The organism is Streptomyces sp. NBC_00659, assembly GCF_036226925.1.
Classification (GTDB): domain Bacteria; phylum Actinomycetota; class Actinomycetes; order Streptomycetales; family Streptomycetaceae; genus Streptomyces.
Genome location: NZ_CP109031.1, coordinates 1,589,187 through 1,601,046, shown reverse-complemented (window position 1 = coordinate 1,601,046; position 11,860 = coordinate 1,589,187). Strand labels below are relative to the sequence as shown.

The 11,860-nt window shown below is 68.4% G+C and carries 11 protein-coding genes; 2 read left to right on the top strand and 9 right to left on the bottom strand.

What is annotated here, in order from left to right; all coding sequences use genetic code 11:
* Positions 1 to 8: 8 nt before the first annotated feature.
* The 8 genes from OG410_RS06795 to OG410_RS06760 all read right to left on the bottom strand — a co-directional run bounded on the left by OG410_RS06795 (position 9) and on the right by OG410_RS06760 (position 7,404).
* On the bottom strand, positions 9 to 1,025 hold the full coding sequence (locus OG410_RS06795; RefSeq protein WP_329298299.1) for an isopenicillin N synthase family dioxygenase: 1,017 nt from the start codon (positions 1,023 to 1,025) through the stop codon (positions 9 to 11).
* Between the two features lie 108 nt (positions 1,026 to 1,133).
* A complete protein-coding gene (folE, locus tag OG410_RS06790) occupies positions 1,134 to 1,727 on the bottom strand; it encodes a GTP cyclohydrolase I (protein WP_329298298.1) in 594 nt (197 codons plus the stop codon).
* A 14-nt stretch (positions 1,728 to 1,741) separates the two neighbouring features.
* The gene (locus OG410_RS06785) at positions 1,742 to 2,440 is read right to left on the bottom strand and encodes a 7-carboxy-7-deazaguanine synthase QueE (protein WP_329298297.1); all 699 of its coding nucleotides are present in this window, start codon (positions 2,438 to 2,440) and stop codon (positions 1,742 to 1,744) included.
* Between the two features lie 76 nt (positions 2,441 to 2,516).
* Positions 2,517 to 2,882 carry a 6-pyruvoyl trahydropterin synthase family protein gene (locus tag OG410_RS06780; protein WP_329298296.1) on the bottom strand — a complete coding sequence of 122 codons (366 nt, stop codon included), beginning with the start codon at positions 2,880 to 2,882 and terminating at the stop codon, positions 2,517 to 2,519.
* On the bottom strand, positions 2,879 to 3,538 hold the full coding sequence (locus OG410_RS06775) for a 7-cyano-7-deazaguanine synthase (protein WP_328674275.1): 660 nt from the start codon (positions 3,536 to 3,538) through the stop codon (positions 2,879 to 2,881). Before OG410_RS06775 ends, OG410_RS06780 begins: the two co-directional genes overlap by 4 nt.
* Positions 3,539 to 3,613: 75 nt before the next feature.
* Complete coding sequence (locus tag OG410_RS06770; RefSeq protein WP_329298295.1) at positions 3,614 to 4,876, bottom strand: ATP-grasp domain-containing protein; 1,263 nt, start codon at positions 4,874 to 4,876, stop codon at positions 3,614 to 3,616.
* Positions 4,877 to 4,961: 85 nt separating this feature from the next.
* Positions 4,962 to 6,209, bottom strand: coding sequence for an ATP-grasp domain-containing protein (locus tag OG410_RS06765; RefSeq protein ID WP_329298294.1), 1,248 nt, complete (start codon positions 6,207 to 6,209; stop codon positions 4,962 to 4,964).
* 346 nt (positions 6,210 to 6,555) lie between these two features.
* Complete coding sequence (locus tag OG410_RS06760) at positions 6,556 to 7,404, bottom strand: MmyB family transcriptional regulator (protein WP_329298293.1); 849 nt, start codon at positions 7,402 to 7,404, stop codon at positions 6,556 to 6,558.
* Positions 7,405 to 8,103: 699 nt separating this feature from the next.
* Here OG410_RS06760 and OG410_RS06755 point away from each other — a divergent pair.
* Entirely contained in the window at positions 8,104 to 9,432 is a 1,329-nt protein-coding gene (locus tag OG410_RS06755) for a Rieske 2Fe-2S domain-containing protein (protein WP_329298292.1), read from the top strand.
* 275 nt (positions 9,433 to 9,707) lie between these two features.
* On the opposite strand, the gene OG410_RS06750 is transcribed toward OG410_RS06755, so the two are convergent.
* Positions 9,708 to 10,793 carry a WD40/YVTN/BNR-like repeat-containing protein gene (locus OG410_RS06750; RefSeq protein ID WP_329298291.1) on the bottom strand — a complete coding sequence of 362 codons (1,086 nt, stop codon included), beginning with the start codon at positions 10,791 to 10,793 and terminating at the stop codon, positions 9,708 to 9,710.
* A 305-nt stretch (positions 10,794 to 11,098) separates the two neighbouring features.
* Here OG410_RS06750 and OG410_RS06745 point away from each other — a divergent pair, with 305 nt between their 5' ends.
* Positions 11,099 to 11,677: an Rv1733c family protein gene (locus OG410_RS06745; RefSeq protein ID WP_329298290.1), complete on the top strand. Its 579-nt coding sequence runs from the start codon at positions 11,099 to 11,101 to the stop codon at positions 11,675 to 11,677.
* Positions 11,678 to 11,860 lie beyond the last annotated feature (183 nt).

The following is an 11,860-nucleotide window of genomic DNA, read 5'->3' as shown; positions in this document are numbered from 1 at the left end:
TCCGACCCTCACTGGCCGGCCGCGGTCAGCAGCTCGGGGTGGTGGCGGGCGATCAGTTCCGGGAACCCCCGGGTCAGGCCCTTCATCACGTTGTCGCCGTAGCAGGCGAACAGCGGATTGTCCGGGTCGACGACCACACCGCCCGCCTCGCTGACGTGGCGGCTCGGGAGCGGCCGCATCGACGCTTCGAGGCGAGGGCTGTAGAAGAACGGCATGGAGTACCGGTCGACCCCCGGCGCCGGGCGGACGACCCGGTGGACGGTGGCCCTGAGATAGCCGCGCGTGGCGACCTCGAGGAGTTCGCCGAGGTTCACCACGAACGCGTCCGGGACCACCGGCACGTCCACGAAGTGGTCGTCCTCGACGGCCACTTGGAGCCCGCCCACATCGTCCTGGACCAGCAGGGTGAGCAGCCCGAGATCCTTGTGGATGCCCGCTCCCTGGTCCGAGGGGTCGATGTCCACCGACTCGGCGGGACCCGGGTAGTGCAGCAGCTTGAAGTGGACCTGTGGATCGGGATCGACGACCGTGTCCAGGAAGTCCGCAGACGTCTCCAGCGACTCGAGAATGAGGTTGAGCAGTCGGTGGGAGACGCCCGTCAGCTGGTCCATCCAGTCGATGACGGCGGGCCGCAGGCCCGGCAGGCCGGCCGGCCACTGGTTGGGGCCGACCAGCCAGCGATACGCCGGCTCACCCGGGGCCGGGCGTCCGCCGGGCCGTTCGGGCCCGATGTCGAGCTGTTGGCGCTGATCGGGCACACCGCGTGTCCGTTCCCGGCCGAGCTCGGAGTAGCCGCGGAAATGAGGGGAGTTGAGGATGTCCAGCTCGCGGCGCTCCTGATCCGGCAGCGCGAAGAACTCCCGGGACAGGTCCAGCAGTTCGGCCGCACCGGTCACGCCGTGCCCGACCAGCTGGAAGAAGCCGATGTCGTGGACGGCCCGTCGTAGACGGTCCAGGAACTCGGCCCGTGCCTCAGGGCCGCGTTCGGCGTCCCGGAGGTCGATCACAGGAAACGTGTCTGACATGAAGGTGTTCCACTCTCTTGACGCGACGACGAACTGACGTTGCGCAGGCCGTCCGCGGGAACCGACCGGGCCCGGGAATCCCACGGCGGCCCGATCACTGCCGGGACTTCAGACCCCGCGCGCGAGGGACAGCAGCTCGGACCGGGCGGAGCTGTCCTCGGCGAACACCCCGTGGAACGAGGTGGAGGTCATCAGGCCGACGGTCTTGATCCCACGCATGGTCATGCACAGGTGCTCGCCCTGGCCGATGACGGCGACGTCCGGTGCTTCGGTGATGCGCATGACGTCTTCCGCGATGCCCGACACCAGACGCTCCTGGACCTGCAGCCGGTGGGCGTGCTGATGAGCGATCCGGGCGAACTTCGACAGCCCGAGCAGCTGTTTGGCGGAGCGATAGGCAATGGTCAGCGAGCAGTTGAAGGGCAGCAGGTGGTGCTCGCACAGCGACCACACCTTGATGTCCGAGACCACCACCATCTGCCCCGAGGACGTCGTCTCGAAGAGCGTGTCGATGGTGCCGGGGTCGTAGTTGGTGAACTCGCGCCACCAACGCGCGTAGCGTGCCGGCGTGTCCCGGAGACCCTCGCGGTCCGGGTCTTCACCTATCTCCGTGAGAAGTGCCCGGGCCAGGCCCTCGAGCGGATCCGGCACGGCCTCTTCGGCGATACCGGGACGGACGGTAAGGATTTCATCCTCGATCATCTTGTCGAGCACCCTCAGACACCCCTCTTCTGTCCCCAGACCAGAGTGTGCAGCCTGGTTGTGGTGTTCCAGCCACGGTCGATGACGGTGGACACCAGCTTTTGCATGTGGCCGTTTACCTCTTCGCCGGTCTGCCCCTCCGGCATGATCCAGACCGAGGTGATGCCGAACGCGTCCGCCACTTCGGCCACTTCGTCGAGGTCGGCCAATTCCCGGCAGACGAACTTGAATGTGCTGGAGGGAAGCCGGGCCAGGCTCCGCAGGGCATCGGGAACGATGCGCTGTTCGACAGGATCTCCCGCGTGCGAAAGCTTCGGGGAGACGTTGAAACGTACGCCGGCTTCGATCAGACGCTCGTCGGGAACCCGCGTGCCATTGGTCTCGATCTCGATCTCGACGCCGTGCCGCATCAGTTCATCGACGAGCGGAACGAGTCGATTCTGCTGGTTGAGAGGCTCTCCGCCGGAAATGACGACCAGCTCGACACCGTAGGCGAGCAGTTTCTCCGCGACCGTGCCGACCGGCATCCGGTGGAGTTCTTTCTTGGGGTCGAACTTGATTCCCGTGTCACTGGATCCTGTCCAGTCCCAGGTGTACGGAGTGTCGCACCACCGGCAGGAGAGATTGCAGCCGCCCAGTCGCACAAATGCACATCGACGGCCGATCGAGCGCCCTTCGCCTTGAAAGGCGCTAGGTGGGGCCGAAGATCTCATTGACTACAAGCTCCGGTTCCACAAGGCACCACCCCCTTCACTGAATTCTGTTGCAGGTGACGTGCGCGATGGAGAATCAGGGACGGTATTCGGCCCAGGTCTTCGGCGTCTCGGAGACGCGTACGGCTGTGAGTTCCGGATAGACCGTGTACCACTGCTCGTAGATCCACACGGCGAGATTCTCGGCCGACGGATTCTGTTCCTTCACCACGTCGTTCAGGTGCCGGTGGTCGAGGAATTCGTCCATCCACCCTTTGAATCCGGACAGATCGCCGTAGTCGCGCACGAATCCGGGTGCAGTGAGCTGGTCCCGCTGGGCGCTCAGCTCGATCTCCACCTGGTAGTTGTGGCCGTGCAGGCGACCGCACTGGTGTCCGTCGGGCAGGCCGTCCAGCTGGTGGCTGGCCGAGAAGGCGAACTGCTTGGTGATACGGAGAGTCATCCTCTGTTCCCTTGGTAGGTGGTCGGGTCGTCGACTCCGGCGTCGGTGAAGGCTTCCTGGCGCTCCCAGCAGGCCGCGCAGCGGCCGCAGTGCGCCTCTTCGCCGCGCAGACACGTCCACGTCCGGGTCCACGGGACGCGGAGCTGTTCGCCGAGCAGGACGACATCGCTCTTCTGCAGCCCCGCCAGCGGAGCGAGCAGGTCGAGTTCGGGATGTGCGTACCCCTTGGTCGCGAGTCGCTCCATGGCGATGAAGGAGTCGAGGAAGGCGGGGGTGCTGTCGGGGACCGACGTGGCGTCGCCGGCCATGATGCCGATCGCCACCGCTTCGGCCTTCTCCACGACCGCGATCGCGAAGGCGACGGCGAGCAGCAGCGCGTTGCGGTTCGGCACGATGTTGGGGCTCTCGCCGTACCCGTCCCAGGTCTGCTCGGGCACATCGACCGTGGGGTCGGTGAGCGAGGAGCCGCGGAACATGGCCCCAACGGCGCTCAGGTCCGCGATCTGGTGCGCCGCTCCGAGCCGCTCGGCCGCAGCCGCGGCGAAGTCGTGCTCCTTGCGGTGGCGCTGGCCGTAGTCGACCGACAGCAGGTGGACATCGTTGCCCTGCTCCTTGAGCTGGTGAGCCATGGTCACGGAATCCATGCCACCGGACACGATGGCGATGATTCTCGGCACTGTGCTTTCCCCCAGGATTCGATGGTGGGTGGTGAGAACTGCTGCTCTCTGGTGTCAGGAGAGCGGGACGCCCGTGGCCGTCACCGCCGCGGCCGCCTCGTCCAGGGCGGCAGCGCAGTCCTTCTCGGTCTCGGCAACGGCGATGACCAGGGCGTAGCGCGAGCGCGCGTTGTCCACGGGCGGGAGCCAGAGCTCCCTGCCCGGGTCCGCCAGGGGCGTCACTTCATGGATCGACGCGGGCAGCTTGGCCTCGTCGATCTCGATGGACTCGAGCTTCAGGTCCCGCTCCGGGTAGAGGAAGCGGACGCCGGCCGTCGCCGAGCCGGTGGTCCGCGGGATGTCCGGCACCACGTCGGCGGCGAGGTCCGCGGCCACCAGCCCGATCTCCATCCCGGTGACGAGTCCGCCCAGGTAGGGGATCCGGTCGCCGCCGATCCGGGCATTGATCTCCACGACCTTCGGTCCGGCCGCGGTCAGCCGGAGCTCGGTGTGGGTCACGGTGTCGGTGAGGCCCACCGCGGTGTGGGCGTCCTGAAGGACCTTGAGCAGCGTCTCGTCGTGCAGGAGCGGGTCGTCCGCCCGGACGGTGTGGCCGACCTCCTCGAAGCCGGGGGCGTAGCCGAGCTCCTTGCGCGCCACGAACAGAGCGGTGACCTGCCCGTCGCGGCAGAGGGCCTCCACGCTGATCTCCGGCCCGTCGAGGAACTCCTCGACGAGGATGGGCGCTTCGGAGCGAGGTACCTCGTCGAACCAGATCCTGCCCGCCTCCCGGTAGGCCTCCTCCAGCTGCTGCGGCCCGGGCACGAAGGTCACTCCGCAACTGGCCGAGAGCGCACGGGGCTTGACCACCACGGGGTAGCCGATCCGCTCGGCGGCTTCCTGGGCCTGCGCCAGATCGGTGACGGCGATGGACTCGGCCTGCGGCACGCCCCTCTCCTTGAGGGCCTGGCGGCCGAGGTACTTGTCGCGGCAGGCGTTCACGGCCGCTCGCGGACTGGTCCGCAGCCCCAGCGCGGTGGCCAGCTCGGCGGCGGACTCGACGCGCGTTTCCTCATAGGTCAGCACGCCGGCGAAGCTCTCGGTGCGCGCGCGGGCGATGTCGGCCATCGCCGGGGCGTCCAGCGTGTCGACCACGGTGTACCCGTCGATGTACGGCTTCTCCCAGGAGGGCGGCGCGGGGCACAGGAGGTGCAGCCGGTACTTGGTCACGATGGCCCGCAGCACGTACTCGCGCCATGTCCGGCCTCCGCTGCCCACCAGGAGCAGGAGCGGCTTCTCGGGCGTCGGCGCGCCGGCGGGTGTGGGGTTCGTCGTCATGTCTGCTCGTTTCCTTGGTTCTTCTGTCGGAGGGACGTCATGAGGCCGGCCGGGACTCGGGCGGGGCCGGCCGACACTCCTGGTGTCAGCCCTGAACCGGGTCTCCCGCGGGGTTGAGCGGCTCGACCTCGACCAGGAACCGGGCCACGGCTTCCCGTGCGTTCCGCAGCGCGCTGTCCGCGTCCTCGCCGACAGCGAGCGCTTCGCCGTGCCGGTCGGCGGAGCTGCGGACCTCGGAGATCACGTCACCCACGGCCGCCGAGAGCGAGGCGAACTGAACTCCCTCGGACGTCCGGGCCTCCGCCTCGCCCCCGGCGGCCGTCACCCGGCCCTGCTCGGCCGTGAGGAACCAGATGGCCGCACCCCCGGCCAGCGGCTTGTGCGACACGTCCGCGCGCTCTCCGGACAGCCAGGAGAAGGTCATCTCGTGGATGTCGTATCCCGCCACGATCCGGATCAGTTCCACGATCGCGTCGCCCCCGGGACGGGTGTGTGTCTCGACGAGGCCGGGGCCTTTGGCCGTGAGGATCAGTTCGGTGTGGGCCGGCCCTTCCTCCACGCCGAGGGCGGTCAGGACGGCCTTCGTCTCGTCGGTGAGCATGGTGTGTTCCTCGGCGGTGATCCGCGCAGGCACCACGTGGCCGATCTCGACGAAGCTCTCGGTCTTGAACTTCTCGGTGACGGCGAGGATCTGGTGCTCACCGGCGGCACTGTGTGTCTCGACGCTGAATTCCCGTCCTTCCAGGAACTCCTCGGCCACCCAGCGCGCCGCACTGTCGGAGGAAGCGTTCCCGGCGGACTCCAGCCCGGCGGCCACGTCGGCGAGTTCGGTGGCGTCGGAGATGATGCGGACGTCTTCGCTCGCGCTGCCCCGAGTGGGCTTGAGGATGAGCGGGAAGCCGTTCGACGTGACGAATTCCTCAAGGTCGAGCCGATTGCGGATTTTCGCGGACGCAACCTGGTGCACGCCCGTGTCGCGCAGGATGTCCCGCATAAGAGCCTTGTCGTTGACGGCGGAGACCGTGCGCAGCGGATTCGATTTCAGGCCGAGTTCATGATTGATCCGTGCGGCCGTCTCCAGGTACAGGTCGCCGGCGGTGTACGCGATGTCGAACGGAATGAGTTCCCGCAGCGCGATGGCGGCACGCAGGGCGAGTTCGGGAGAGAACTCAGGGAAGAGGAACGCCGCGTCGACCAGTTCGTGATGCCGTGCGGTCATGTCGGTCTTGGGGCCCACGTAGATGACCTGCAGACCGGAGTTCCGGGCTGCCTCGAGTGCCTCGGTCCGCTTCCCTCCGACAAACAGCACGCTCTTGACAGCGGAAGTTCGCATCAGTAAGCCCTCCGTTAGGGAAACGCCGGCGGCGATAGGTGGACTGCATCGGGGCTGCCGATACAGAGGGGTGGCCGCAACTCCCGTTCGATGGAGGTGCCGTTGCGTCGGAACCGACTGCGGCAGGACGTACGGTGGACCACCGACCAGTCGGGGACTGCACGGCGTGCTCACCCCGGTAATCATCACGTGGCTGGTGCGGTGTTATCCACTGCCGTCTTTTACTCCCAAAAGACAGCTGGGTTATTCGCTGCCTCACGGAGGAATGAGAAGGAGGCGCGACGATACGGTTCCCGGGTGGTGGGAGAACCGTATGGCCGCGCCTGGCCGAAGTCGTCCGCCGTTCTCAGGCGGGTACCTTCACCTGCTCAATGAGGGAGATGGCCGACTCCTGGCTTCTGGGAGCCGGGCCGGGGGAGTGGTCGACGGGCGTGAAGATGAGGATGCACAGACGTGCTCCGGGGGACGACAGGGGCTGTGCCACGCACATGTTGATCGAACCCGGGCCGAGCCGGGCATGCAGCAGGGGGCGCTCCACCTCATAGGGGTGGACGACCACGCCGGCCGATTCGTAGAGCTGCCCAGCGGTGGGGTCCGCGATGACGGCCGATTCGAGCCGGCGCAGAACCTCGTCCTCGGGGCGGGCGGCCAGGTCGGCGCGCAGAAGGGACAGGAGGTGTGGCGCCCAGGCGGTGGTCCAGTTGGAGAGCAGATGCCGGCCGTCGAACAGCATCCACTGCATCGTGTTCGTGGGGCATTTCCCGGGAGGGAAGATGTCTTCGAACGGCTGGTTGTGGGCAAGGATGTTCCACGAGGCGCTCATGACGCATGCCGCGTGGGAGATGCCCTTGACGGCGTCGTTCCAGAGGTGGGGAACCTGTTCGCCGGACTGTGGAGTGAGAGGACAGGGTGGATCGCCGATGCCGGCGTAACGGCACAGCGTGATCCATTCCAGCTCGGAGAGGCCCAAGAGGCGAGCGAGGTCGTGCAGCAGGTCGACGGGAGGGTTCCTGTACTTCCCCGACTCAAGGCGCTGGTAGGTTCCCGGGCCGCGGTTGAGCAGGAGATCGACTTGATGCTGGGCGAGTCCGGCCGCGCGCCGGCCCTTGCCGCTGGGGCGCCTGAGCCCGTGGGCTTCCGGTGCCACCGAGGCTCGTCGTTTTGTCAGGAGCACCCGCAGTGCTTTCGCGTTCATCGTAAGTTCCACATGTGTTACCGACCCCCGTGAGTCGTGGTGTGCGGTGGTGCTCGGTGCATGGTTCGGACCTGGGACGTCGAGGTGCGGCGTCCAGGTCCATCTCGGCTGGTGGAACGGCTGGTGGAACGGCTGGTCAGGCGTGGTCCGGTGCCGTTGGTGATATCCGCAGGGGGTGTCATGCCCCTGTGTTGGCGTAGTCATGGTGGTGCCAGTTCGTGGTCATCTTGCGACGGAACGATCTCACAATGTGATCACTTGAGGGAGACTTGAGGTTCGCTTTGCGTGTACGTGTATGACCGGCCTTCCGTGGTCGGTGGCCAGGACGGGCCCCTACGCGTCTCCTGGCCCGCTCCACGGCAAATGCCCGCTCACCAGCGCAAGTTCAATAAGGCATGCCGTTCTTGGGTCAAAAAGCTGTGGGTGGATAAAGCGGTGCCGGTCGCAGCATGATGGCTGTGTCCGGGATCGCGAGCGTGACCCTGATTCCGTGGGCTCCGGAGCCGGCCGCCCCAACGGGGGACGCCTCGACGGCGGGGGTGTCATCCACGGCCGGGTGTCTCCTGCCGGACGTGGTGCGGGAACGGCGTCCTGGGCGCAGTGGTGACGGCACGACATTCCTCGGTGTGACAGTCCATTCGCGCAATGGACTGTCCGGAGTTCCCGTACGACCGCATTCCGCAAGGTGAAGGGACCAACATGCTCTCAGCCGAGAAGAACCAGATCCTGTCGGAAGTGGGGCCCGGTACGCCGATGGGCGAACTGCTGCGCCGGTACTGGCATCCGGTCGCGCCGATCCTGGAACTGAGCCGGCGAAGAGTCAAACCCGTCAAGCTGCTCGGCGAAGACCTCGTGCTGTTCCGCAAGCCGGACGGAAGCCACGGTCTGATCGCCCGCCACTGCCCCCACCGGGGCACCGACCTGAGTGTCGGATGGGTCGACGGCGACGTCATGAGGTGCCCGTACCACGGCTGGGCGTTCGACTCGGAAGGACGGTGCGCCAGCCAGCCGTTCGAAGAGGCGGGCCCGTCAGGAGGGTTCCGCGACAAGGCCGGCGTCACCGCCTACCCCACGGCCACACTCGGCGGTCTGATCTGGGCCTACATGGGTCCGGACCAGGCGCCGCTGCTGCCCGACTTCGAGCCTTTCAGCTGGGGTCACGGCTTCGTCGAGATCATCATGACCGAGCTCCCCTGCAACTGGTTCCAGTGCCATGAGAACGGCATGGACCCCGTGCACTTCGAGTGGCTGCACCTGAACGGCAACGCCGTACGAAGCAACCCGGATGACCCCGAGTACGTGCCCAGTCACTTGTCCATCGACTTCCTGGAGTTCGAGCACGGCTTCGTCAACGGCCGGGTCGTGGAGACTCCCGTCGTTCCGCCCAAGGGAACGTACGCGGGCACGAACGATGTGACCGAGGGTGGCATCCTCTGCCTCTGGCCCTACACGCTCGCCTCAGGAAACACGATCGAGTTCCGCGTCCCGATGGACGACCGGCGCACGTTCAACATCACGTGGCAGTACTCGGTGCTGCCGGACGACGTGCCCGCCGGGAAGCAGGAGCAGGACAGCATTCCGTTCTGGTACGGCCCGCTCACCGACCCGGTGACCGGCGAGATCCTCACCTCGCACACCGGGAACCAGGACTTCGCCGCATGGGTCGGCCAAGGGGTCGTCGCGGACCGGACCACGGAGAGTCTGGGGCGCAGCGACAAGGGCATCACCCTGTTGCGGCGCAGGTATTTCGAGGCGATGCAACAGGTCGAGAAGGGCGAGGACCCGCCGGGCACGGTGCGTGAACCCGAAGCCAATGTGAGGATCCCGCTTCCGCTCATGGGCAAGTCCCTCTACACCAAAGGGATGCCGCGCCCGGTCTTCGAGGAGAAGCTCGCGGCCCGGAAGAACAGCGGCCTGTTCGGGATCGGCGGATTCCTGACGGTCCAGGCGGGGCGTCCGGATCACCTGCAGAAGGAGTACGACGAGATCGCCGGCGTCGCTCGGACGCAGACGGCCGATGCCGATTGACAGCAGCCACGCGGAGTGTTCCCGGCCTGGCCTCACAGGGGAGGCCGGGGCCTCCGGTGCTTGGACGGTCGTCGGTCGCTCTCCGCACCCGATCGAGTGCGGAGAGCGCGCTCGACGCCTGTGAAGCCATCCAGCCGTCGGACGTCGGGAGGTCCCGACTCTCCGGTGAGCCGGGCCGGCACCCTCGGCACCGGGCACCCTCGGCACCGGGCACCCTCGGCACCGGGCACCCCGGCAGGCGCCCGTCGCGGTGGGCCGCCGGAGCCTCCCGGGTCTCAGGCCATGACCGCCGCGCGGACGCACAGGACGTCCGGGAGATGTGAGGCGAGCTGCTGCCAGCTGTCGCCGTCGTCCGCGGACGCGTACACCTCGCCGTTGCGGTTGCCGAAGTACACGCCCGCCGGGTCCGCGTCGTCCGTGCACAGCGCGTCGCGCAGCACCGTGCCGTAGTGGTCCTCGGAGGGGAGTCCCGCGGTCAGCGGTTCCCAGGTCCTGCCGGCGTCGTCCGTCCGGAAGACCCGGCACCGCCGGTCGGCCGGAACCCGGTCTGCGTCGGCGTTGATCGGGAAGACGTAGGCCGTGTCCCCGCGGTGCGGATGCGCCGCCACCGCGAACCCGAAGGTGGACGGCAGGTCCGCGCCGATGTCGGTCCACTGCCCGGCCCCGTCGTCGCTGCGGTACACCCCCCAGTGGTTCTGCAGATAGAGCCGGTCCGGGTTCGCGGCGTCGCGCGCGACCTTGTGCACGCACTGGCCGAACTCGGGGTTCGGATCCGGCAGGAACACGGCGGAGACACCGGAGTTGGCGGGCTCCCAGCTCGCACCGCCGTCGGCGGTGCGGAAGACCCCGGCCGTGGACACGGCGACCGTCACGGCCCGCGGGTCGCGTTCGTCGGTGAGGATGGTGTGCAGCCCCTCGCCGCCGCCTCCGGGGACCCACTTCGAGCGGGTGGGGTGTTCCCACAGGGGGCGGACGAGTTCGAAGGACTCGCCCCGGTCCTCCGAGCGGTACAACGCGGCCGGTTCCGTCCCCGCGTACACGACGCCCGGTTCGGCGGCCGCCGGATGCAGCTGCCACACCCGTTCCAGCGAGGCGCCCGTCTCCTTGGGGAACTTGACCGCGGGGCGCCCGGGTTCGGTCCACGTACGGCCCAGGTCGTCGGAGTGGAACACGGACGGGCCCCAGTGGGCGCTGTCCCCGCCGGCCAGCAGCCGCGGCCTCTCGCCGCGCGAGTCGATCGCGACCGAGTACACGGCCTGCGCGTTGAAGTACGGACTCTCGTCGAACTCCCAGGCGCCGCCGCGCCGTCGCCCGATGAAGAGCCCCTTGCGGGTGCCTACCGTGAGCAGTACGTCGGCCATGGCCGGCCACCTCCGCGACGTCGTTGTCTACGCTACCGGCCAGTCTGCACCCCGGCACTGACAGTCACCCCTGGGCCTGGCGTTTGCGCAGGTCGGACGTGCCGTGTCGGTGGGCGGCGAGGGCGCGCTGTGCCGCTCTTTGGGCCGCTCGCGGGAGAGTCCCGCGGCCGCCGGCACGCCGTGCCGTTGCCCGCCGGCCCCGTGCCCGACGAGCCGGCGGGCACGGGGAGTGAGCATCGCGCGGAGTGCGCGCGTAAGGGAGGGGGATGTGGCGTGTCCGTGCGGTCGTGAGGAGGATGCCCTTGATGGCGGCGTTCCGTGGTCCGAAGGTCTGGCTGTGGCGGTGGCGGCGCAACCCGCTGCGGCGGCGAAGCGATGTCCTGGAGGCCTGGATCATGCTCGCCGCCGGGGTGTTCACGGTGCTCGGCGGTGTGGTCTCGGGCCTGGTGACCGTCGACGCCGTGGAGAACAGTCTCGCGCGGGATCGTGCGGAGTCGCGCACCGTCACCGCTCAGCTCGTCGAGGACGCGCCGGACGCGGGCACGAACGGGCTCACCGGTCGCGTCGTGTGGACGAAGGTCCGCTGGACGGCGCCGGACGGCACCCTTCGCTCCGGCCAGGTACGGGTCGCGGCGGGCACCTCGGCGGACACCCCGGTCCTGGTGTGGACCGATCCCGACGGGCGTCTCGTCAACCAGCCCACCACGGTGGAGGTGGCCCGGCTGCGGGCCTGGCTGATCGGCATCTTCGCGGGCGCGGGCGTGGCGGGCGTCCCCTTCGCCGTCGGCCGTCTTCTCCGCGGCCGGCTGGAACGCCGGCGCATGGACCGATGGGACGAGGAGTGGGACCGGATCGGACCGCTGTGGGGCCGGATGACGAGCTGAGCGGGCGCAGGCTCGGGCCGCTCGCCCGCGTCACACCCCGGCACCCCGTGCCCCTCGGCCGCGACCGCGGTCCGAGCGCCCCCGCGCGCGACCCCGCCACTCTGCCGCAGGCATCCGGGCTGCGGCTTCGTCGCCCTCGGCAGGCTGTGCCGGCTCCGCTGCTGCGGATCCCCGGATTCGGCC